Annotated in this window: 19 protein-coding genes; 5 read left to right on the top strand and 14 right to left on the bottom strand. The window is 69.1% G+C overall.

Going from position 1 to position 22,673, the window contains the following annotated elements; genetic code table 11:
• Positions 1–24 precede the first annotated feature (24 nt).
• Positions 25–1,296 carry a sensor histidine kinase gene (locus tag ACSQ19_RS11510; protein ID WP_296282758.1) on the bottom strand — a complete coding sequence of 424 codons (1,272 nt, stop codon included), beginning with the start codon at positions 1,294–1,296 and terminating at the stop codon, positions 25–27.
• A 49-nt stretch (positions 1,297–1,345) separates the two neighbouring features.
• The gene (locus ACSQ19_RS11505; protein WP_055940490.1) at positions 1,346–2,047 is read right to left on the bottom strand and encodes a response regulator transcription factor; all 702 of its coding nucleotides are present in this window, start codon (positions 2,045–2,047) and stop codon (positions 1,346–1,348) included.
• A gap of 128 nt (positions 2,048–2,175) precedes the next feature.
• On the opposite strand from ACSQ19_RS11505, the gene ACSQ19_RS11500 reads away from it, so the two are divergent.
• On the top strand, positions 2,176–2,514 hold the full coding sequence (locus tag ACSQ19_RS11500) for a DMT family protein (RefSeq protein ID WP_296282759.1): 339 nt from the start codon (positions 2,176–2,178) through the stop codon (positions 2,512–2,514).
• 16 nt (positions 2,515–2,530) lie between these two features.
• Here the strand turns inward: ACSQ19_RS11500 and ACSQ19_RS11495 are convergent, their stop codons facing one another.
• Genes ACSQ19_RS11495 through nudE form a run of 5 tightly spaced genes read right to left on the bottom strand, consistent with a single transcriptional unit; the run spans position 2,531 to position 5,385 of the window.
• A complete protein-coding gene (locus ACSQ19_RS11495; protein WP_296282760.1) occupies positions 2,531–2,833 on the bottom strand; it encodes a DUF962 domain-containing protein in 303 nt (100 codons plus the stop codon).
• A gap of 16 nt (positions 2,834–2,849) precedes the next feature.
• Positions 2,850–3,173, bottom strand: a complete 324-nt coding sequence (locus ACSQ19_RS11490; protein WP_435997089.1) for a YnfA family protein — start codon at positions 3,171–3,173, stop codon at positions 2,850–2,852.
• 25 nt (positions 3,174–3,198) lie between these two features.
• A complete protein-coding gene (mazG, locus tag ACSQ19_RS11485) occupies positions 3,199–4,026 on the bottom strand; it encodes a nucleoside triphosphate pyrophosphohydrolase (RefSeq protein ID WP_435997087.1) in 828 nt (275 codons plus the stop codon).
• Positions 4,004–4,840 carry a 3'(2'),5'-bisphosphate nucleotidase CysQ gene (gene cysQ, locus ACSQ19_RS11480; RefSeq protein WP_296282763.1) on the bottom strand — a complete coding sequence of 279 codons (837 nt, stop codon included), beginning with the start codon at positions 4,838–4,840 and terminating at the stop codon, positions 4,004–4,006. Before cysQ ends, mazG begins: the two co-directional genes overlap by 23 nt.
• On the bottom strand, positions 4,837–5,385 hold the full coding sequence (nudE, locus tag ACSQ19_RS11475) for an ADP compounds hydrolase NudE (RefSeq protein ID WP_299340829.1): 549 nt from the start codon (positions 5,383–5,385) through the stop codon (positions 4,837–4,839). The genes cysQ and nudE overlap by 4 nt, the downstream gene beginning before the upstream one ends.
• Positions 5,386–5,486: 101 nt before the next feature.
• On the opposite strand from nudE, the gene bioA reads away from it, so the two are divergent.
• Positions 5,487–6,860 (top strand): adenosylmethionine--8-amino-7-oxononanoate transaminase, encoded by a 1,374-nt coding sequence (gene bioA / locus ACSQ19_RS11470; RefSeq protein ID WP_435997085.1) that lies wholly within the window; start codon positions 5,487–5,489, stop codon positions 6,858–6,860.
• Positions 6,851–7,582 carry a 16S rRNA (uracil(1498)-N(3))-methyltransferase gene (locus ACSQ19_RS11465; protein WP_435997083.1) on the top strand — a complete coding sequence of 244 codons (732 nt, stop codon included), beginning with the start codon at positions 6,851–6,853 and terminating at the stop codon, positions 7,580–7,582. Before bioA ends, ACSQ19_RS11465 begins: the two co-directional genes overlap by 10 nt.
• Positions 7,583–7,646: 64 nt before the next feature.
• Here ACSQ19_RS11465 and ACSQ19_RS11460 read toward each other — a convergent pair whose 3' ends face one another.
• The 6 genes from ACSQ19_RS11460 to pilG form a co-directional block, all read right to left on the bottom strand.
• A complete protein-coding gene (locus ACSQ19_RS11460; protein ID WP_296282767.1) occupies positions 7,647–8,117 on the bottom strand; it encodes a chemotaxis protein CheW in 471 nt (156 codons plus the stop codon).
• Positions 8,118–8,127: 10 nt separating this feature from the next.
• On the bottom strand, positions 8,128–9,375 hold the full coding sequence (locus tag ACSQ19_RS11455; protein ID WP_299340821.1) for a chemotaxis protein CheB: 1,248 nt from the start codon (positions 9,373–9,375) through the stop codon (positions 8,128–8,130).
• Entirely contained in the window at positions 9,362–15,373 is a 6,012-nt protein-coding gene (locus tag ACSQ19_RS11450) for an Hpt domain-containing protein (protein WP_435997080.1), read from the bottom strand. The genes ACSQ19_RS11455 and ACSQ19_RS11450 overlap by 14 nt, the downstream gene beginning before the upstream one ends.
• A gap of 90 nt (positions 15,374–15,463) precedes the next feature.
• Positions 15,464–17,500: a methyl-accepting chemotaxis protein gene (locus ACSQ19_RS11445; protein ID WP_435997078.1), complete on the bottom strand. Its 2,037-nt coding sequence runs from the start codon at positions 17,498–17,500 to the stop codon at positions 15,464–15,466.
• 34 nt (positions 17,501–17,534) lie between these two features.
• Positions 17,535–18,065 (bottom strand): chemotaxis protein CheW, encoded by a 531-nt coding sequence (locus tag ACSQ19_RS11440; RefSeq protein ID WP_296282780.1) that lies wholly within the window; start codon positions 18,063–18,065, stop codon positions 17,535–17,537.
• Positions 18,066–18,118: 53 nt separating this feature from the next.
• Positions 18,119–18,520, bottom strand: coding sequence for a twitching motility response regulator PilG (pilG, locus tag ACSQ19_RS11435; RefSeq protein WP_162110591.1), 402 nt, complete (start codon positions 18,518–18,520; stop codon positions 18,119–18,121).
• Between the two features lie 243 nt (positions 18,521–18,763).
• Here pilG and gshB point away from each other — a divergent pair, with 243 nt between their 5' ends.
• Together gshB and ACSQ19_RS11425 are read left to right on the top strand one after the other, a co-directional pair.
• Positions 18,764–19,711, top strand: a complete 948-nt coding sequence (gene gshB, locus ACSQ19_RS11430) for a glutathione synthase (RefSeq protein WP_435997076.1) — start codon at positions 18,764–18,766, stop codon at positions 19,709–19,711.
• 1 nt (position 19,712) lies between these two features.
• Positions 19,713–20,588: an energy transducer TonB gene (locus ACSQ19_RS11425; protein ID WP_296282772.1), complete on the top strand. Its 876-nt coding sequence runs from the start codon at positions 19,713–19,715 to the stop codon at positions 20,586–20,588.
• Between the two features lie 3 nt (positions 20,589–20,591).
• Here the strand turns inward: ACSQ19_RS11425 and ACSQ19_RS11420 are convergent, their stop codons facing one another.
• On the bottom strand, positions 20,592–22,673 hold the full coding sequence (locus tag ACSQ19_RS11420; protein WP_435997073.1) for a S9 family peptidase: 2,082 nt from the start codon (positions 22,671–22,673) through the stop codon (positions 20,592–20,594).

Below are 22,673 nucleotides of genomic sequence, written 5' to 3'. Positions count from 1 at the left end.
GGTACCGATCAGTTCCCGTATAGCTTACGGAACGAAGCGGATCGTGGCCGTGGTGCCGCGCCCCAGCTCGCTGTCCAGCTCGATCTTCCAGCCGAAGCGTTCGCACAGCCGGCTGACGATGGACAGGCCCAGTCCGCTGCCGTGCGGACGCGAGGGGTCGGCACGATAGAAAGGTTCGAACACGCGGGTCATCGACTCGGCCGACATGCCGATGCCGCTGTCCCGCACGACCACCCGGTCGGGCTCCAGCAGCACGTCGATGCGGCCGCGGTCGGTGTAGGCGCAGGCATTGCGCAGCAGGTTGCTGACCACGACCTGGAACACCCGCGGCGGCGCATGCAGCCGCGGGCGCGCGTGCAGCGTGACCTCCAGGTCGACCGGCTTGTTGAGCAGGAGCGTGCGTGCGTTTTCGGCCTCGTCCATGACGATGTCGGCCACGTCGAAGTCTTCGCTCTGCGGTTCAACCTCGGCTTCGCGCGCGAGGATCAGGAAGGCATCGATCACCGCCTCCATGTCGCGGCCGGCGCGCTGGATGCGCTGCAGGGCACGGGCCACGCGTGGCGGCGCATCTTCCGCCATGCCCATGTCGGTGGCCACGCGGATGACGGTCAGCGGCGTGCGCAGTTCATGACTGGCGTCGCGGGTGAAATCGCGCTCGCGCGCCACATGCGCGGTGACGCGCTGGGCCAGGCCGTGCAGCGCCGAGGCCAGCTGGCGGGCCTCACCCTGCACGTCGCTCGGCAGGCGTTCGGGCGCCAGCGCGCTGACATCCGGGCGGCGCGGATCCCATTCCGCCACCTGCCGTGCCAGCCAACTGACCGGCGACACCAGGCGTTTGGAGGCGCGGTAGGTCAGCCACGACACCAGGTAGATGGCCACCAGGGTCATGATGATCGGCACGGTGCCGAAGTAGAAGGCCAGGCGCTCGGCCTGCGAACGCAGGAACACCAGGTACAGGCGGCCCTGCGGTTGCTCGTCGACGAGCACCAGCAGGTCGTCGTCCTTCAATTCGTGGAAGCCCGGACGGAGATCGCGGAGGTTTTCCGGCAGCACCAGGTTGGAGTGCCCCTTCAGCACCAGGTAGCCGCGCAGGTTGAAGGTGTTCGGTGGCGGCTGCGCGGTACTGGCGCTGTAGAGCTCCCAGAAGTGCCCGGCCTCTTCCTGCAGCGCGGTGTTCATCAGGCTGTGCTTGATGACCGCGGAGATCACGTACACGCCCAGCACGATGGCCAGGCTGACCATGACGGCCTGCAGGATGAAGGCGATCCTGAGTTTGCGGGGCAGGCCGTGGCGCATGGGCAGTCGTCGGGCGGAGGCAGGAAGATGCCGCGCGCCGACGGTCCGGTCAGCCGATGTCGGCGATGCGGTAGCCCGCGCTCTGCACGGTGTGCAGCAGCGGCTTGTCGAACGGTTTGTCGATCACCTTGCGCAGGTTGTAGAGGTGGCTGCGCAGCGTGTCCGAATCGGGCAGGCCATTGCCCCAGATCTCGCGCTCGATCTCCTGGCGCGTCACCACCCGCGGCGATTCGCGCATAAGGATGGTCAGCAGGCGCAGGCCGATGGGCGAGAGCATCAGTTCGGTGCCGCCGCGCGTGGCACGCATGCTGACCGGGTCCAGCACCAGGTCGGCGACCTTCAGCACCTCGGCTCCCACCTGGCGCCGTTCGCGGCGGATCAGCGCGCGCAGGCGCGCTTCCAGTTCCTGGATCGCGAACGGCTTGGTCAGGTAGTCGTCCGCACCGGAACTCAGGCCGGTCAGCTTGTCGTCCAGGGTGTCGCGCGCGGTCAGCATCAGCACCGGCGTGGACTTGCGTGCCTCGGTGCGCAGGCGCTTGCAGACTTCCATGCCGTCCAGCCGCGGCAGCATCAGGTCCAGCACCAGCACGTCGTAGCTGTTCTCCACCGCCAGGCGATACCCGTCCAGGCCGTCGGTGGCGTAGTCGACTTCAAAGCCGCGGCCTTCCAGATATTCCCCGATCATCTCGGAAATGTTGCGGTTGTCTTCCACCACCAGCACCAGACCCGCGGTTTCCTGACTGTGTCGCATGACAACTCCTTGAGAGGCTTCAGGTTTGTGAAGCTACCGGGCCACCGGTAGACACCGCGTGAAGACGCCCTCTCCATTCAGCCGGCAGTTGGCATTACGCTTCGCGCTCCCCTCCCGACGGCCTTGCCATGATCGACCGCATCCTGCCCCTTTTCCTGCTGCTGGCCTCCAACGTTTTCATGACGTTCGCCTGGTATGGGCACCTGAAGTACAAGTCCTCGCCGCTGTTCGTGGCGATCCTGGCCAGCTGGGGCATCGCGTTCTTCGAGTACACCCTGATGGTGCCGGCTAACCGGATGGGCAGCACGGTGTACTCGGTCGTGCAGCTGAAGACCATCCAGGAGGTCCTGACCCTCCTGGTCTTCGCCGGCTTCAGCACCTGGTATCTGGGCCAGCCGCTGAAGTGGAACCACTACGCTGCCTTTGCCCTGATCGTGGGTGCGGCGTTCCTGATGTTCTACGAATGAACCTGTAGGAAGAGGGTCAGAACCGGATCTTCCCGGTGAGGATGTCCTTGAACATCACCCAGTCGCCGGCGAAGGAATAGAACGGATGCTTGAAGGTCGCGGGCCGGTTCTTCTCGAAGAAGAAGTGGCCGACCCAGGCGAAGCCATACCCGCAGAACAACGCGGCGAGCAGCCACCACGCGTTGCGCTCGACGATGGCCATCGCCAGCAGCGCCAGCACACCGCAGCTGCCGATGAAGTGCAGGCGCCGCGACGTGCGGTTGCTGTGCTCGTCGAGATAGAACGGATAGAACTCGCGGAAGCTGGCGAAGCGGCTCATGTCCCCTCCCACAGGGTCAGGCGGCGCGTGGCGAGAACATGATCACCGCCATGCCGGCCAGGCACAAGCCGGCGCCCAGCAGGTCCCAGCGCGTCGGCTTCACGGCATCGACCGCCCACAGCCAGAAGATCGCCGTCGTGATGTAGACGCCGCCATACGCGGCGTAGACGCGGCCCGAGGCCGTGGGGTGCAGCGTCAACAACCAGGCGAACAGTGCCAGGCTCGCCGCGGCCGGCACCAGCAACCAGGCGCTGCCGCCCTTGCGCAGCCACAGATACGGCAGATAGCAGCCGACGATCTCGGCCACCGCGGTGGCGAGGAACAGCAGCAGGGTCTTCATGCGGCAAGCCTAACGCAGGCGCGGGTCACGCCGGGTTCCGCTCCGTGGCTTTCACCCGCGTCCACAGCGCTTCCTGTGCTTCGAGGTCCAGCGCGGACATCGTGGTGCCTTCCGCGGCGGCGATCGCCTCCATCGCGCGGAAGCGGCGTTCGAACTTCAGGTTGGCCCGGCGCAGCGCGCTGCCGACATCCACCTTCGCGTGCCGGGCGAGGTTGGCGGCGACGAACAGCAGGTCGCCGATCTCGTCCTCCAGCCGCGCATCGCGCTCCGGCGAGGGTGCGGCGGCGAGCTCGACGCGGACTTCGTCGATCTCTTCGTGCAGCTTGTCGATCACCGGTGCGGTGCCCGGCCAGTCGAAGCCCACGCGCGCCGCGCGCGACTGCAGCTTCACTGCGCGCTGCCATTCCGGCAGCCCGCGCGACACGCCGGCCAATGCGGATGCATCTTCCTCGCCGGCGGCCTTCCGTTCGGCGGCCTTGATGGCCTCCCAGTTGACGGTCTGCGCCTCGGCATCGGCGAATGAGGCCTCGCCGAATACATGCGGATGGCGGCGCACCATCTTGTCGCAGATGGCGGCGACGACATCGCCGAACGCGAAGGCACCCTGCTCCTGTGCCATCTGCGCATGGAAGACGACCTGCAGCAGCAGGTCGCCCAGTTCGTCCTTCAAGGCCTGCAGGTCGTGCCGGTCGATCGCGTCGGCGACTTCGTAGGCTTCTTCCACCGTGTACGGCGCGATGGTGGAAAAATCCTGCTCCAGGTCCCAGGGGCAACCGCCATCGGGATCGCGCAGCCGGGCCATGATGGCCAACAGCCGCGCGATGTCGCCGTCAGGCGATGCGGGCGTGCCCATTCGCGTCGTCCTGCGCCAGCGCCAGCCAGGTGCGCCATGGCAACGTCATGTCGCCCAGCGCAACGAAATCGCCGTTGAGCAGCGTCTCGCGGCGGTTGTAGCGGAACGCGCGGCCATCCGGCGCCAGCAGTGCGCCGCCGGCGGCTTCCAGCACGCATTGCGCGGCGGCGGTATCCCACTCGCTGGTGGGGCCGAAACGCGGATAGACGTCCAGGGCACCTTCGGCGATGCGGCAGAACTTGAGCGACGAACCGAGCGCGACGTCTTCGATCGTCCCCATGCCGTCGAGGAAAGCCTGCGTGCGCGCGTCGCGATGGGACCGGCTGGCCGCCACTTTCAGCGTGCCGGTGGCCGGCGCCCGCGTGCGGATCTGCGCATCCACGTCGCCGACGCGGCGGTAGGCGTTCCGCCCCTGCCGCGCGTGCCATGTCTCGCCGCCGACCGGCGCATGGACCACGCCGAAGATGGGCTCGTTCTGCTCGATCAGTGCGATGTTGACGGTGAATTCGCCGTTGCGCTTGATGAACTCGCGCGTGCCGTCGAGCGGATCCACCAGCCAGTAGGTCGGCCACTGGCTGCGCTCGGCCCACGGGATGTCGGCGGCTTCCTCGGACAACACAGGCCATTGCGGGGTCAGGCGGCGCAGGCCGTCGATGATCACCTGGTGGGCGGCCATGTCGGCGGCGGTCAGCGGGCTGTCGTCGCTCTTGTGCTGCACGTCGAAGGCGTTCTCGTACACCGCCATGATGGCGAGGCCCGCTTCGCGGGCGATGACGATGACGGCTTCGTGCAGGTCTGCGGTCATGCGGCTCATGTCCGCTCTTTCAACCATTCGCGGGCGATGAACAACGCCGCAAGCGAACGGCCTTCCGAAAAATCCTCGCGCAGCATCAGCTGGTCGAGGTCTTGCAACTTCCAGGGCACTACTTCCAACTCCTCGGGTTCATCCCCCGGCAGGCGCTCGGGGTACAGGTCTCTCGCCACCACCAGCCAGGACTGGTGGCTCATGTAAGTGGGCGCCAGGGTCAGGGCGCGCAGCACGTCCAGGCGGTGCGCGCCGAAACCGGCTTCTTCCTTCAGCTCGCGGTCCGCGGCCTGTTCTGGCGTCTCGCCCGCGTCGATCCGGCCCTTCACAAGGCCCAGTTCGTAGCGGTGCATGCCGGCGGCGTACTCGCGCACCAGCAGCACCGTGTCGTCGTCCTGCATCGGCACCACCACCACGGCGCCATGACCCTGCGAGCGCAGGCGGTGGTAGCGGCGGCGCTCGCCGTTGCTGAACTCCAGGTCCAGCTCTTCGACGTGGCGATCCGGCCCGTCGGCGCGCTGGGTGATCCCATGGATGGTGGGAAGGCGGCTCATGCGACGGCGCACGTTCCGCCCGTTCCACGCGGAGCGCGGCGACGGCAGGGGGTGGTGCCCGATATCATGGGGGGATGCGACAACAGGATCATCAAGCGGGAATGCTAGCAGAGGCGGACCACTGGCGTGCCCGTGATCTGTCCGTGCTGTGGCATCCCTGCACGCAGATGCGTGAACACCCGCACACCTTGCCGCTGGTCCCGATCGCCCGGGGCGAGGGCGCGTGGCTCATCGGCCACGACGGATCGCGCTACCTGGACGCGGTGAGCAGCTGGTGGACCAACCTGTTCGGCCACGCTGAGCCTAGGATCGGTGCCGCCATCGCGGCCCAGGCCGGCGTACTCGAACAGGTGATGCTGGCCGGCTTCACCCATGCGCCGGCGATCGAACTGGCCGAACGGCTGCTGGCGGTGGCGCCGCGGCAGGCGGGTCGCGCGCCGCTGGCCAAGGTTTTCTACGCGGACAACGGTTCGTCCGGCGTGGAAGTGGCGCTGAAGATGGCGTTCCACTGGTTCCACAACCGCGGCGACCACCGGCGCACGAAGTTCATCGCGCTGGAAAACGGCTACCACGGCGAAACGCTCGGCGCGCTCGCGGTCGGCGACATTCCGCTGTACCGCCGCGTGTATGCGCCGTTGTTGGCGGAGGCCTTGTTCGCGCCCTCGCCCGATGCGTACCTGGCGCACCCCGGCGAATCGCCGGCCGCGTGCGCCGCGCGTGCTGCCGACGCGCTGGGCAGGCTGCTGGAGCAGCATGCGGGCGAGGTCTGTGCCGTGATCGTCGAGCCACGCGTGCAGTGCGCGGGCGGCATGCGCATGCACCACGCCGACTACCTGACTCGGGTACGTGAGCTGTGCGATGCCAGCGGCGCGTTTCTGATCGCCGACGAGATCGCGGTCGGCTTCGGGCGTACCGGCACGCTGTTCGCCAGCGAACAGAGCGGCGTGATGCCCGACCTGCTGTGCCTGTCGAAGGGATTGACCGGCGGCTTCCTGCCGCTGGCCGCGGTGCTGGCCACCCAGGCGCTCTACGATGGCTTCCTGGACGATTCGCGCGAACGCGCGTTCCTGCATTCGCACAGCTACACCGGCAATCCCCTGGCTTGCGCCGCTGCGCTGGCATCGCTGGACATCTTCCGCAGCGACGACGTGCTGGCGCGCAACCGCCGCACGGCCCACGCGATGGCCGTGCTCGCCGCACCGCTGGCGTCGCACCGGCATGTGGCCGACGTGCGACAGGCCGGCATGATGCTCGCGTTCGAACTCACCCAGGACGGCGACAAGGCGACACCCTTCCCCGCCGCCGCACGTATCGGGCTGAAGGCGTACCGGGCCGCGCTCGCACGCGGCGTGGTGCTGCGCCCCTTGGGCGACGTGCTGTACTGGATGCCGCCCTACTGCGTGGACGAGGATGCCCTGCAACTCCTCGCCGACGTCACCCGCCACGCCATCGACGAGGCCACGTCATGCGCCTGACCCGCTGCCACGTCGATGCCGGCCTGGCGGTCGGCACGTCGATCGCCCTGCCCGACGCCTCCGCCAACCATCTGGCCCGCGTACTGCGCCTGCGCGAGGGCGACGGCTGCGTGTTGTTCAATGGCGACGGCCGCGACTACGACGCGCGCATCGCCGCGATCGGCAAGCGGGGCGTACTGGCCGACGTGGTCGGCGCGCGTGACGTCGACAACGAGTCGCCGCTGCGCGTCAGCCTGCTGCAGGGCATCGCGCGTGGCGAGAAGATGGACCTGATCCTGCAGAAGGCGACCGAACTGGGCGTGGCCTCGATCATCCCGGTGATGGCCGAGCGCACCGAAGTGAAGCTCGATGCCGATCGCACGGAAAAGCGCATGGCGCACTGGCGCAGCGTCATCGCCTCAGCCTGCGAACAGAGCGGCCGTGCGCGCCTGCCGTCGCTGGCGGTACCCACCACACTGGGCGACGCGGCACAGGCGGTCGATCACGGGGCAACGAAGCTGACGCTGGACCCGACCGGCGACGTGTCCCTCGCCACGGCGCAGATCGATGCAGCTGCGGTCGTGGTCGCGATCGGGCCGGAGGGCGGCTGGTCGCCGCGCGATCGCGACACGCTGTCGGCGGCGGGCTTCATCGGGCTCCGTCTCGGCCCGCGCATCCTGCGCACCGAAACCGCCGGGCTCGCCGCCATCGCCGCACTGCAGTCGCGCTTCGGCGACCTGTAAGAAGCCACGCTGAGTGAAAACTTCAGGCGCGGCCCACGGCCGCTCCTGCAGATAGCGGGGTACGTCAGGCCGCGCTTGCCAGCGCGTCGCCGATCATCGTTTCGACCACTTCCAGGTCGGGCAGTACGGCGGCTTCGTCACCGAGCAGCACGCGGACTTTCACCCCGACGGGGAGATCCTCCTCGGTCGCATCGGCCAGCAGGCCGTCGCGCGGTACCGACACCAGCCGCGGGAAGGACGGCGTCAGCAGGGCGAAGTACGGGCGGTCCTTGTCGCCGCTCAACGCCTTGAGCACGACGATCTTGCTGTTCAGCGCGACCGGCTCGCTCGCGTTGCCGGTGAGGCGCCCGAAGGCGACCAGCGGCACGGCCCAGCCGTGCCAGTCGATCCGTCCCGGCAACCAGTCGGGCATGTCGGCAACCGGCTCGACCGGCGCGCGTGTCAGCACTTCCGCCACGGTGGCATTGGGCAGCAGCAACCGGTATTCGCCCGCCTGGATCAGGACGCCGCGGATTTCGTCGTTGGAATGGGCCATCGTGTGTCCTTCAGAACCAGCGGTCGGTCAGGCGCTGCGCGAGTTGCGCGGGGGTGCCCAGTTCGGCGCCACGGGCGGCCAGCGCCTTCGGTGCGGCAGGGTCGTAGCAGCCCTCCTGCGACTGGCCCATGACCAGGGCACCCTCCTTGCCGAGCGCCGCCGCCGCATCCACCAGTCCGGTGTCGCTGCCGCTGAGCAGCAGCACCGCGCTGTCTTCCGGCGGCAATTGTGGAATCGTGGCCTGGATCGCGTCGCCGGGACGGAAGCCCACGGCGCCGGCATCGACGAACGGCACGACGTCGCCGGGCAGCACGTAGACGTGTCCGGCGTCGGCGGCCTTGCCTGCTTCGGCGAGCAGCACGGGCATGTGCGACACCCGCTCCATCTGCCGCACGAGATTGTCGTAACGGCCGCCATCCAGGCGCAGGTGCACCATCACCGGCTTGGGAAAGCCGGTCGGGAGATCGGCCAGCAACTTGCGCACGGCGTCGGGTCCCCCGATGCCGGCGAATACGAGCACCGCGCCCTGCACGCGCGTCGCGCCTGCAGATGCGCCATCCAGCGGTTCGAGCTCCAGGGTCGAGAGATCGAAGGTGGACTTGGACACGGACGCAGGCAAGGGCGGCGGAACCGCAGCGGGCAACTCGGGCAGCGGCGGCGGCGTCTGCGGGAGGTCGGATTCGGATTGCGGCGACGCCGCGCGCAGCCAGTCATCGACGTCGACGACCTGCTCGTTCCCCTCGCGCACCTGCAGGCCGCCGGTATAGGCGAAATCGTCGCTCGGCAGTTCCAGCGCCATGTCGGCCGCTTCCTCCACGTGCAGGGAAATCTCTGCGCCTTCGTGCAGTTGCGCCGGCGTTACCGGCAATCCCGGTTCGAGCTGCAGGCCCACGTCTTCTTCCCGACCGGGCGGCAGCACGTCGCGATGGCCATGCAGCTTGGCAGCCAGGTGGCGTGCCCAGCGCTGGGCCTCCCAGCCCTGGCGCTTGGCGGCCAGATCGGCCTCGTCGAAGATCACGGCGACGGCCGGGTCATGCAAGACGCTGTCGAAGCGCTCGAGGCTGTCCTCGATGGCCGGCTCCAGCGCCACCAGCACCACCTGCGGCGCACTGTTGCCGAGCGCGTCGGCGTCGAGGGCGTTGGGGTCGTCTTCCAGCACGATCTCGGCGCCGGCGTCGTGCAGCGCCACGCGCAGGCGCTCGCGCGCCTCGCCCGGGCGCGCCAGCAGGGCTACGCGTTTGGCTTCACTCACGGACACGGGCGATTCCCAGCAGGTCGTACACGTTGCGCATCAGATCGAGCTCCTGGTAGGGCTTGCCCAGGTAGCGCTGCACGCCGATATCGAAGGCACGCTGGCGATGCTTGTCGCCGGTACGCGAGGTGATCATCACGATCGGCACGTCCTTGAAGCGTGGATCGGCCTTCATCGCGGTGGCCAGCTCGTAGCCATCCATGCGCGGCATCTCGATATCGAGCAGCATCAGGTCGGGTACGCGCTCTTCCAGCTTCTCCAGCGCTTCGACGCCGTCGCGCGCGGCGCTGACCTCGAAGTTGTGGCGTTCCAGCACGCGACTGGTGACCTTGCGCATGGTCAGCGAGTCGTCGACCACCATCACCAGCGGCACCCGGCGCTGTTCCACCACCGGTGCCTGCGCTGCAGGCTCCTGCGGCTGCGCCAGGTGGCGGCGCACCAGCGGTGCCGCATCCAGGATCACCACCACGCTGCCGTCGCCGGTGATCGTGGCGCCATAGATGCCGGGGATGGAGGAGATCTGCGGGCCGACCGGCTTGACCACGATCTCGCGGTTGCCGAGCACCTGGTCCACCGCCACGGCGGCACGCAGGTCGCCGGAGCGTACGAGCAGCAGCGGCACCTGCGGCTGGCCTTCGGCCTTGGCGGCACCCTGCCCGACCAGATGGCCCAGGTTGTACAGCGGGTAGTCTTCGCCGGCGTAGTGGTAGCTGCCGGCACCGGCGCTGAAGCGGGCGTGGCTGATGCGGCCGATACCGCTGACCGCCGCCACCGGCACCGCGAACTGCGTTTCGCCGATCTGCACGAACACCGCCTGGCTGACCGCCAGCGTCTGCGGCAGGCGCAGGGTGAACGTGGCGCCCTTGCCGGGCACGGAACTGATTTCCAGCGAACCGCCCAGCTGGCGCACTTCGTTGTAGACCACGTCCATGCCGACGCCGCGACCCGCCAACTGGCTGACCTTGTCGGCAGTACTGAAGCCGGGCTCCAGGATCAGGCGGTCCAGCGCGCTGTCGGGCAATACGGCGCCCGGTTGCAGCAGGCCGCGCTGCTCGGCGCGCTTGCGGATGGCGTCGCGGTTCAGGCCGGCGCCGTCGTCGGACACCTCCAGCACCATTTCCGATCCCTCGCGGCGCAGCGCGACGTGCACGGTGCCTTCTTCCGGCTTGCCGGCCTTGCGACGTTCCTTCGGTGTTTCCAGGCCATGCGCCACGGAGTTGCGCAGCAGGTGTTCCAGCGGCGCGGTCATGCGGTCCAGCACGTTGCGGTCCATTTCGCCGTGCGTACCGGAGAACTGCAGGCTGACCTGCTTGTGCGTCTCGGTGGCCGCCTGGCGCAGCACGCGGCGCAGGCGCGGCACGATGCCTTCGAACGGCAGCATGCGCGCACGCATCAGGCCATCCTGCAGCTCCGAGCTGACGCGCGACTGCTGCTGCAGCAGGCTGTCGTACTGGCGCGCGAGATCGTCCAGCACGCCCTGCAGGCCACTGATGTCGGCGGCCGACTCGGCCAGCGCGCGGCTGAGCTGCTGCAGCGTGGAGAAGCGGTCCAGTTCCAGCGGATCGAACGTGGGATCCTGCTTGTCGTGCTCGCGCTGGTAACGGGCGACGATCTGCGCTTCCGTTTCCAGGTCGAGACGACGCAGCTGGTCGTGCATGCGGATGTTGGTGCGGTCGAGCTCGGCCATGGCACCGCGGAACGCGCCCAGCTGCTGCTCCAGGCGCGCGCGGTAGATCGCGACCTCGCCGGCGTTGTTGACCAGGCGGTCGAGCAGGTCGGCGCGCACGCGGACCTGTTCCTGCTGGCCCACCGGGAAGAACTCTTCCTCCACCGGCGCGGCGGCCTCGGTATCGATCGGTGCCGACAGCGGCGCGAGTTCGATCGGCGCAGCGGGCGCGTCGGAGACGACGGGCGCATCCGGCAGCTCGATGCCGCGGGCGCGCGCGTTGAACTCGGCGATCATGCCGTCGGGGATCGAGACTGCGCGGCGCGCGGTGACGCGGGCCAGTTGCCCGTGCAGCGTATCGAAGCCGCGTTCCAGCAACTGGATCGCGCGGCGGTCCAGCTCCGTGCGCTGGCCCGCGATCGACTCGAGCATCGTCTCGATCGCATGCCCCAGGTCGCCGACGGCATGGATGCCGGCCATGCGAGCGCCGCCTTTCAGCGTATGCAGGTCGCGCTGCAGGCTGGTGATGAGCGCGCGGTCTTCCGGGGTTTCACGCAGCTTGGCGATCAGGTCGTCGGCGTGGTCGAGCAGGTCGTTGCCTTCCTCGACGAAGATCTCGACCAGGTCCAGGTCGAGACCGGTCAGGTCGAGGGCCTCTTCCGGCTCCGGCATGTCGGCGGGTGCACTGGTCACGGCAGACTCCTCGGCTTCGACGGAGGCAACGGCTTCGACATCCAGCGGCGCCGGTTCCGGCGCCTCGGCCACCTCGACGGTGTCGTCGAAGCCGGCATCCGCGTCTTCGGCCACGGTCGTGTCCTCGACGACGGCGTCCTCGGCGGAGGCAGGCACGTCGCCCCCGTCCACGGCGATCGCATCGGAGGCGGGCGCCTCATCCGTCCCGGCACTGTCGGCGAAGTCCACAGCGATTCCGGCATCGTCGGACGGCACGTGCGACGGATCGACCGTCTCGACAGCATCGTCAGCCATCGCGCTGTCGTCCTCGATTGCGGTCGGAACCTCGGCTTCGTCGGCGATCCCCGCCGATGCGGTCGTGGCATCGGCCGTGTCGATGTCGGTCAGGGCGAGGTCGTCCGCCGTCGCGGCTTCTTCAGCCGTCGACGCCGGCACGGCGTCATCGGCCGCCTCGGCACCTTCATCCGCGGCCTGCGCCCCGTCGGTTTCGGCGAGGAAGGCCGGCAGATCGCCATCGACCGTCAGGGCATCGTCTTCGACGCCGGGCACTGCCTCGTCGGCGGCCGGCGCCGGTGCGTCCGCGATGACCGGCTCCACTTCATAGGCCGCCGGCTCGACGCCTTCTGCGGCAGCCTCGAGCGAAAGCTCAGGCTCGCCGATGGCCATGTCGGTCTGTTCGATGGCTGCCGGCGCATCCGTGGCGAGCGCCTCGACCGGTGCCGGTGCACCCTCCACATCCGCGGCCCGCGTGCGGGGCAGGATGCGGTAATCGATGTCGTAGAACGTCTTGACGTCCTGTTCGACGGGCGTGGGAGCGTCATGCGCCTCGACCGGCGCGAGGGCGTCGGTGTGCTCGTCGGAAGCAGGCAGGGACAGGTCGTCGGATGCTCCGCCCTGCTGCGCCGTCGCGGCAGCGGATTCGCCGGCACCCTGCAACGTCTCGCTGTCGAGGTATGCCGACAGGTCGAGCGCTGCCAGTTCGATGTCGGACGGCGACACCGGCGCGGCCGTGGTCTGGCCGACGTACGTGCCCTGCTGGGTGTCGTCGACGATCTGCGCCCCGTGGCGCACGTCGGGCAGGCTGTCGCCCAGCGCGCGCAACTGGCCCGCGAGTGCGGCGAACACGGGGATGCGCGGCGACGGAGCCTGCAGCGCGGCGACGCTGCGGCGGATCGCCTGCGCGGTATCGGCCAGTGCGGCGACACCTTCCGGCGTGGGCGTTTCGCCCGCGGCCAGCAGGCGCTTGACGTACTGTTCGGCCGGCGCGGTGACCTGGGTGATCTCGGGCACGTCGGCCATCGCCAGCGCACCGTTCATCGTGTGGATGGCGCGCAGCAGATCTTCGCTGACCGGCGTGGCCTCCACCTGGGCCTTCTGCAGCCAGTGGTCGACGGTATCGAGGTGGTTGTCGACTTCGGCCTCGAGGATTTCGCGGAGCACGGCGTCGACCGATGCCGGGGTTCCCTCGGTTTCCGGCTCGAACACGGCTGGCGCGTCGTCCGCGAAGGTGGCCGGCGGCGCGACGGAGGCGGGTTCGACGAAGTCGGCCTCGTCGTCGAGGACCGGCGGTTCCGCGCTGTAGTAGGCGTCTTCGCCCGCCGCCAGCCGGTCTGCCACGTCCTGCAGGCCGGCCAGGTCCGCCGTCACGCTGCCCTGGCCGCGCAGCGCGGCATTGAGTTGGGGCAACGCGTCGCAGGCCTGCTCCAGCAGGACTTCGACGGCGTGACTGGGCGCGCGCGTGCGGTCGAGCACGCGGTTGAGCATGTTCTCGACCTTCCAGCTGAATTCGCCGAGCGTCTTGGCGCCGACCAGACGGCCGCTTCCCTTCAGCGTGTGGAAGACGCGGCGGATCGGCCGCAGGCGTTCGAGGTCTTCGGTATTGCTGCGCCAGGCCGGCAGCAGCTGCCGGAGGTTGACGATCTCTTCGTCGAACTCCTCGAGGAACACCTCACGGATGTCGTCGTCGATGTCGGTGGTATCGCCGTCGAAACCGCCTACGACGGCAGCCGGCATGGCGGCCGCTGCGGCAGCGATCTCGTGGCGCAGGTCGGGCAGCGCGTCGGCGTCGGTGTCCGACACGGCAACGGGCGCTTCGGGCATCCCGGGCAGGGCGTCGGCCGGCGCATCCGCCGTGGCGACCTCTTCGCTGTCGACGGTCGGTTCCACCCCTGCCGGGGCGACTTCGATCGTCGGTGCCTCGACGCTGTCGGCTTCCTCGAAGCCGACGGGATCGAACGGGTTCGCCCCGGCATGCGGTGCTGGTGCAGGCGCGGCATCGACCGGCTCGAGCGACAGCTCGCCGAACGACGGGAGCGCGGGTGCGTCGACAGCGGGTGGCGGCACCGGCAATGCCTCGGCCGCGGGCGCGGCGGCGGGCGTCTCGGCGACGACGGTCTCGGCGGGCAGCGGCCAGTAGCGCAGGGCTTCCAGGCTGCCGCGGGTGATCTCGAGGATGTCCTCGCGGTTGGGACGCCGCTCGCGCAGCGCCTCCAGGTAGTACTCCAGGCTGGCCATCGCATCGGCCAGCGTGTCCAGCTGCTGGCCGCCCGGTACGCGTTTCTTGCCGATCAGCTCGCCGCTGACGTAGCGCTTCACGCCGACCACGTAGTCGCCGGCCTGGCCCAGCTCGAGCATGCGCAGGGCACCAGCCACTTCGTCCAGCAGCCGCGGCACCTCCGCCAGTTCGGCGTGATCCCAGTTGGTCTCGATGAACGCGACGAAGCGCTCGCGCGCGCCGGCGAAATTGATGATGGCTTCCTGCGCCAGCACTTCCACCGTGCGCTGCGACTCGGCCGCGCTGGGGTCCGGGCCGGCATCGCCACCGCTGCCCAGGCGCGCGACCTGGTCGTCCAGCGATGCGTCGACATAAAGCAGGGCACCGGCCACGTCGAGCAGCGTGCCTTCGTCGGCGGGACGCGTCCCGGCCACGACCTCGCGCAGCGTGTCGCGCTGCTGCATGACCACGTCACGGGCCACGCCCAGGCCCATCATGCCGAGCGTATCGCCGACATTGCCCAGTTCGGTGACCTGCGATTCCAGTTCGTGCGCGTCGCTGCCGGTGCGCAGGTGCAGGTCGAGCGCGTCCTTGACGCGCAGCAGTTCTTCCTTGACCGCATTGCCGACGGTGTCGAGCAGCTCGCGGTTGCGGCCACTGAGGCTGCTGCGCGCGTGGTCGATCTCGGCCTCGCTTGGCGCCGCATCGTCGCGCGACCCCGGCGGGAACAGCATGCTTTCGTTGAGCCCGGACGCGCCACGCGCCGCGCGGATCTCGTTGAGCAACGGCAGCAGCACGATCGGGATGTCGCGATGGCCTTCCTGCAGCCGCTCCAGATAATCCGGCAACAGCACGGCGCCGCGCATCAGCGTGGAGCATGCTTCGTCGCGATCGCCCGCGCTGCCGTCCTGCAAGGCCTTGGCCAGCAGTTCGAGCTCCTCGGCCACCATCGCCGGCGCATACAACTCCACCATGCGCAGGGTGCCCTGCACCTGGTGCAGGTAGCCGGCGCAGAAGCGCATGCGGCTGGTGTCGGCGGGCGCCTCGACGAACGCCTCGATTTCCTGGCGCACCTGGCGCAGGGTCTCGTCGAGTTCGGGCTTCACCCAGCCGAGCACGGCGTGGCTCATGGCTTCGCGCAGCGCGCTCATGGGCGGGCTCCCGCGGCGACGAGGGAACCGTCAGCCTCGCGCTGCAGGCGGGCGGGATGGCGTAGGAAATTCATGCGTTGCGTCCCGTCCTCAGCCCGGCAGCTTGAAGTCGGCGACCGAACGGCGCAGGTCCGCGGCCAACTGCGCCAGGTGTCCGATGGACTCGGCCGTCTGCCCGGCGCCCAGCGAGGTCTGCGAGGTGATCTGGCGGATCACGCCCATCGTCTGGGTAATGTCCAGCGCGGCGGCGGACTGCTGCTGCGCAGCACCGGAGATGCCCTTGATGAGGTTGTTCAGGTCGTTCGACACGCGCTCGATCTCGCCCAGCGCGGTACCCGCGTCCTCGGCCAGTCGCGCACCGGAGACCACTTCGGCGGTGGTCTGCTCCATCGAGCTGACCGCTTCGTTGGTATCGGCCTGAATGGTCTGCACCAGCGATTCGATGCGGCGCGTCGCGCCCGAGGTGCGTTCGGCGAGGCGCTGCACTTCGTCGGCCACGACCGCGAAACCACGGCCCGCTTCACCGGCCGAGGCCGCCTGCACGGCGGCGTTCAAGGCCAGGATGTTGGTCTGCTCGGAAATGTCGTTGATCAGTTCCACGACCGAGCCGATTTCCTGCGAGGACTCGCCCAGGCGCTTGATGCGCTTGGAGGTTTCCTGGATCTGGTCGCGGATCTGGTCCATGCCGCGGATCGTCTCGCGCACCACGCCGGCGCCCTCGGTCGCGATCTGCACCGAGCGCTGCGCCACTTCGGCGGACTCGGTGGAGTTCTTCGACACCTGGTCGATGCTGGTCGCGATCTCGCTGATGCGGTCGGAGGCGGTGGTGATCTGGTCGGCCTGGTGGCCGGCGGCCTCCGCCAGCTGCAGGGCCGTCGCCTGGGTTTCCTGGGTCGACGCGGCCACCTGCACCGAGGTGTCGTTGATGGTGGTCACCAGGTTGCGCAGTTCGTCGACGGCGTAGTTGATGGCGTCCGCGATGGCGCCGGTCATGTCCTCGGTCACCGAGGCCTTCACCGTCAGGTCGCCTTCACCCAGCGAGCTGATTTCGTCCAGCAGCCGCATGATCGCCTGCTGGTTGCGGCTGTTGTATTCCACCTGCGTCTGGTAGCGCATTTCCTGCTCGCGCTGGCGGGTGCGGTACAGCGACCACAGCAGGCCGATGATGGAGACCAGCGCCGCGATGCCCGAGGCGATGCCGAGCCAGAAATTGGGGAACAGGCGCGTATCGCGCACAGAACCGAAGGCCGAGAACGCCTGGAACAGGTTGGTGCTGTCCTGCAGCATCTCGCCCGAACCGTTGGTCAGCGCCGCCGCGGCGGACTGCGCCGCGAACAGGTTGCGCGAGCTGGCCAGGATCGCGTCCAGGTCCTTCTTCATCGCCGTCCACAGCGCCTGCGAATTCTGCAGCGCCGACAGCGCCGCGGCGTTGCGGACGGGCGCGATGCCCAGGTCCGGGTTGCCGTCGCGCAGGCCGTCCAGCACCTGGCCGAACAGCACGGCGTCGCGGCCCAGCGCGTCGCCCGCAGTCGCGGCGCCGGCGCCGCCGGCCCGGATTTCCGTCACGCGACGGGCCATCGTGCCCGCCAGCACCACCTGCTGCAGGGCACTGTAGATCTGCGACGACGGCGCACCGCCGGCCGACATGGCACGCACCACTTCGTTGAGCTGCGCCTGCAGGTTGGGGACCTGGGTGGCGAACCGGTCCGCGTTGCCGGCCAGCGCCAGCACGGCGGCTTCGGACGCGACGATCTGGTCGGCGCTCTTGCCCAGCGGTGCCCAGGTGGCGCTCAGCTTGGCCAGCGGACCGGCGATGGCGCCCTCGCTGCCAAAGCGGCTCTGCAGGCTGGACACCGTGGCTTCGACCGACTGCTTGGTCTCCTTGAACGCCTTGAACGCCTCGGCGTTGCCGGCCACCGCTTCACGGCCCTGGTTGGCCAGCTGCTGCGACAGCACGCGCATGTCCGATGCGCCGGTGCTGGCACCGGACAACCGGCTGCCCTGGTAGGTCGCCACGCCGGTATTGGCACCGAAGACCAGCACCGACAGCGCCAGCAGCAGCAACCAGAAGTTGTTGCCGAAACTGCCGACCTTGCCGGCGCTAGGAGAATCCGTCGCAGTGCTCATCGTTCAACCCCTGGATTGTGCTTGTCGTACGCGCTCAGAGCGCGGTCTGGCGGAATTCGGGCGTGCGCGCCAACAACCCCAGCGCAAAGACGCCCCACCGCTGATCGTCGCTGGCGAAGGCGCGATCGATGAAATGCCCGTAGCGGCCGTCCGCCAGATCCCCCGGCTCGACCTGCTGCGATTCGTGGAAGCTGCGCTGGCCGTACAGCTCGTCGATGGTCAGCGCGACGTCGCCGCCGGCCTGGCGCATCACCAGCACGCGCTGGCCCTCGTGCAGCACGGTGCGCTCGCCTTCGAGGAACTGCTTCAGGTCGACCACCGGGAACAGGTTGCCGCGCAGGTTGCCGATGCCCAGCAGCCACGGGTGTGCGCCCGGCACCGGCGTGACCGGCGGCATCTGCACGATTTCCACCACTTCCCCGAAGTTGGAAATCAGCCGGCGCTTGCCGACACGGTAGCCGACGCCGCGGTACTGGTCCTGGGCGATCTCGCGCGCCGGCTGCAGCACGGCGTGCGCCAGGCTGCGGCGCTCGTATTCGGCGAGCGTGTCGAACGGTGTGCGGATCATCGCCCGCCCCCTGTGCCTTCAGTGCGAATGGTCGCCATGGCGCCAGCCCCTCAGGTGCTGACGTGGGCGCGGATGGCGTCGAGGAGTTCCTCGCGCGTGAACGGCTTGGTCAGGTACTGCTCCGAGCCCACGATGCGCCCGCGCGCCTTGTCGAACAGGCTGTCCTTGGACGACAGCATGATGACCGGCGTGGACTTGAACACCTGGTTGTTCTTGATCAGCGCACAGGTCTGGTACCCGTCCAGGCGCGGCATCATGATGTCCACGAAGATGATCTGCGGCTGCTGGTCGGCGATCTTGGCCAGGGCCTCGAACCCGTCGGTCGCGGTCACGACTTCGCAACCCTCGCGTTTCAGCAGGGTTTCCGCGGTGCGGCGGATGGTTTTCGAGTCATCGATCACCATGACCCGTAGGCCGTGGAATCCACCGGCCTGGCCTTCGTTCTGCGTCATTACCTGATTTCCCCATGCGCGCGTGGCTTCATTGACGAACCGGCCACGCTGCGTTGCTGCCTATATCCCCTATCACGGCGCGCACTGTCAAGCCGCAGCGCCGACCGCCGTTCCGATGAACGGGATGATGCGAACTGCGTCGCAGTTTTCGCCGGCACCCGCGACAGGGTGTTCCACCCGCACGCGGGGCGGCGACCGCACGCGCCCTGATACCATCGCGGCGTCTCCCGCAGAACCCTCCCCATGCCGCTGGACGTCATCGTCGTCATGGACCCGATCGGGTCCATCAAGATCGCCAAGGACACCACCTTCGCCATGTTGCTGGAAGGCCAGCGGCGCGGCCATCGCCTGCACTATGTCGCGCCCGGGCGGCTGTCACTGCGCGACGGCGTGGCGCACGCGCAGGTGGCCCCGCTCACCGTACGGGACGACAAGGCCGACTGGTACACCCTCGGCGAAGCGCATGAGCTCGCCTTCGGTCCGGGCCAGGTCGTGCTGATGCGCAAGGACCCCCCCGTCGACGACCAGTACCTCTACGACACCCACGTGCTGGGCGTCGCCCAGCAGGCCGGCGCGCTGATCGTCAACGACCCCCAGGGACTGCGCGACTACAACGAGAAGCTGGCCGCCCTGCTGTTCCCGCACTGCTGCCCGCCCACGCTGGTCAGCCGCGACCCGGCCGCACTGAAGGCCTTCGTCGCCGAGCACGGCGAGGCGGTGCTGAAGCCGCTGGACGGCATGGGCGGGCGCTCGATCTTCCGCGTGAAGGCCGGCGACCCCAATACCAACGTCATCCTGGAAACTCTGGTCGGTCCCGGCCACCTGACCCTCGCGCAGCGCTTCATCCCGGGCATCAAGGACGGCGACAAGCGCGTGCTGCTGGTCGACGGCGAACCTGTCGGTTACGCGCTGGCCCGCATCCCGCAGGGTGACGAGTTCCGCGGCAACCTGGCCGCCGGCGGCCGCGGCGAAGGCCGGCCGCTGAGCGACCGCGACCGCTGGATTGCGTCGCAGGTCGGTCCGGAGATGAAGCGACGCGGCATGCTGTTCGTCGGCCTGGACGTGATCGGCGACTATCTCACCGAAGTCAACGTCACCAGCCCCACCTGCGTGCGCGAGCTGGATGCGCAGTTCGGCCTGAACATCGCCGGGCAGCTGTTCGATGTGATCGAGAAGAAGATGGCGCGCTGAGATGTCGGCGGTTCCCGTACCACCGCCCAGGATCGGCGCCAACGAACGCCTCGGCGCCACGCTGGCGCTGTCGCTGATCGTGCATGGCCTGCTGGTGCTGGGCGTCGGCTTTGCGCTCGACGACGCCGCGCCCGTCATGCCGACGCTGGATGTGATCCTGAGCCAGACCAGCACGCCGCTGACGCCGAAGGAGGCCGACTTCCTGGCCGCCGCCAACCAGGAGGGCGGCGGAGAAAGCGACCAGGCCAGGCGTCCCCGCGACAGCCAGGCCGGCTGGATCCCCCAGCCCGACACGGGACTGGCGCCTCAGCCGCTGCGCGCGCAGACCACCGCGCCGGCGCCACCGCAGGAAACCCGCGTGGTGACCACGCGCGACAGCGACGCCCGCACGCCTGCCCCGGAAGCCCGCCCGCAACCCGACCAGCCCGAGCTTCCGCAAGGCGAGCAGAAGGTACAGCGCGATGCCGAGATGGCGCGGCTGGCCGCCGAGTACCACCTGCGCTCCGAGCTGTACGCCAAGCGGCCGAAGCGCAAGTTCGTGTCGGCGAGCACGAAGGAATACGTCTACGCGAACTACCTGCGCGCGTGGGTGGACCGCGCCGAGCGCGTCGGCAACCTCAACTACCCCGACGAAGCGCGGCGCCGCCGCCTCGCGGGCACGCTGGTGATCAGCGTGGCAGTGCGACGCGACGGCAGCGTCGAGCAGACCCGCATCATCCAGTCCAGCGGCATCCCCCTGCTCGATTCGACGGCGCAGCGCATCGTGCAGCTGTCCTCGCCGTTCCCGCCCTTGCCGGAAACGGCGGAGAACGTCGACATCCTGCACGTCACCCGCACCTGGCGCTTCCTGCCCGGGGGCGAAGTGCGCGACGAGTGAGCGTCAGGGCGCCAGGGCGCCCGGCAGGCGGAGATTCCTGCGCAGGTACCGCCGCAGTTCCGGGTCCGGCGATGCCGGGGGCATGCCACCGAGTTCGCGATGCAACATGGCTTCGATGAGGTAGGCGCGCGCCTCCCGGGCGATCGGCGAGCCGCCGTCGTGGCCCGCCTGCGCGTCGACCAGCAGTGCGACCTCCTTGTTCGCCAGTTCCAAGCGCGCGGCGTACTCGACGACGCCTGCAAGTCCCACGCGGCGGTCCTCGCCGCCTGCCACCAGCAGTACCGGCCGCTGCAGGCGGTCGACATTCGCCAGCGGGGACTGCGCGTGCAGGCGCGCCATCGCCTGAGCATCCGCCACGTCGATGCCCTGCCCTCGCAACCATGTCTCCATCGACACGGCGCCGCCGATATCCAGCGCCTCGGGATTGCGCAGCACCCAGCGCAGCACCCAGCCGAAGTCCGGCGGCGGCACCGTGGCGACCGCCACCTTGAACAGGTCCGGCGTGAAGGTGACGCCGAGCAGCGCGGAATATCCCCCGAAGGACGCGCCCGCGATACCGACGCGGTCCGGGTCGCCGACGCCCTGCGCCAGCAGCCAGCGCGTTCCGTCGGTGATGTCGCGCTGCACCCGGCCGTTGCCGAAATCCGCACCCGCGGCGAGCACGTAATCGCGACCATGACCGGTCGATCCGCGGAAGTTGGGCTCGAACACCGCATAACCGCGGTTGGCGAGCAACTGGCTCAGCGACCGGTACTCGGGCTTCCAGTGATTCCAGGGCCCCCCATGGGGCACCACGACCAACGGCAGCTCCGCGGCATCGCGCCCCGGCGGCAGCCACAGGAATCCGTGCAGCGCGCGCCCATCCGATGCCTTCCACGTCAACGGCAGCGGCCGTGCGAGCGATGCTTCGGGCACCACGACCGCCGCACTGCCGCCGCGACGGTCCACCGGCGTTTCCTCCAGCAACGTCGACAGGGTCCGTGAAGCCGGATCGTAGAGATGCCAGCGCCGCAGGGGATTCTGCGGCGACGATGCCTCCACCAGCCAGCGCGCCTCGCGACCCACGCCGAGTTGCAGGGCAAGGTCGCCGCCCGCCAGCTTCGAGCGCAGGACCGCCAGGTGTGCTGCATCGTCGCGGTCCAGCGCGTGGAGCGTGGCGGCCGTGCTGCGGTAGGCGACGAAGCGTGGCCGCCGGTCGACAGGATCCTCGATGATGCTGTCCACGTCCGCCACGCGGTCGGGATCGGCATGCACGACGTGCAAGCGTCCTTCGCGCGACAGCCGTGCGACGCGCGCGAGATCCCCGTCCAGGTCGGTCCTCACCCATGCCGAGCCATCGGTCGCGATGCCCCGAAGTGCGCAGCGCCGGCTGGGGTCGTGGCGCACGACCTGCGTCGCGACCGCCCGATCGATAGCGACGATGGCAAGGCCGTCGGCTTCCACGCGCTGCAGCCAGGCCACCGTGCCGTCGTCCCGGAGCAACGCATCGACGATGCGCTGGCGGTCCTGCCACACCACGGTGCGCCGTCCGCGCATGTCCACGCGCACCAGGCGCCAGGCGCGCGGTGCGGCGACGGTGCCTTCGCGTTCCACGAGGAGTACGGCCGCAGGCTGGCTATGGTCGACATCGAGCATTGCGGTCGCGCTGCCATCGCCCAGCGCAGCGATGCGACCGGAACCTCCCTGTCCCGCCACGGCGATCGCCTGCAGGTCACGCGCCGACCGCAACAGCAGCCAGCGTCCGTCATGACTCCATTCCAGCGCCTGTGCCGCCGTGTCCGCCAGCAGGCGGCGGGGTTCGCGGTCGGCGACGACGTGCAGCCACAGCTCCTGGTGTTCGCCGCGCTCGCGCAGCCACGCCACGCGACGTCCGTCCGGCGATAGGCGGATGTCGATGATCGAGCCCCGTTGCAGCAAGACGCCGCGCGGCAAGACCGGTGAAGGCGCACGCGCGCGCTCCGTGGCGAGGTAGCGGACCAGTGCCGTGTCGGCTGCCGCTGATGCGGGCGCCGACGTGAGCATCGCGACCGCCAGCCACAGCGATGCCCACGGACGCCTGCAGGCGCCGGAAGAGAGAAGGCTCAT

It is taken from the genome of Pseudoxanthomonas sp. LjRoot127 (assembly GCF_964253495.1).
Taxonomy (GTDB): Bacteria; Pseudomonadota; Gammaproteobacteria; order Xanthomonadales; family Xanthomonadaceae; genus Pseudoxanthomonas_A.
Note: the sequence above shows the minus strand (reverse complement) of the source record. Positions and strands in the feature narration are given on the sequence as shown.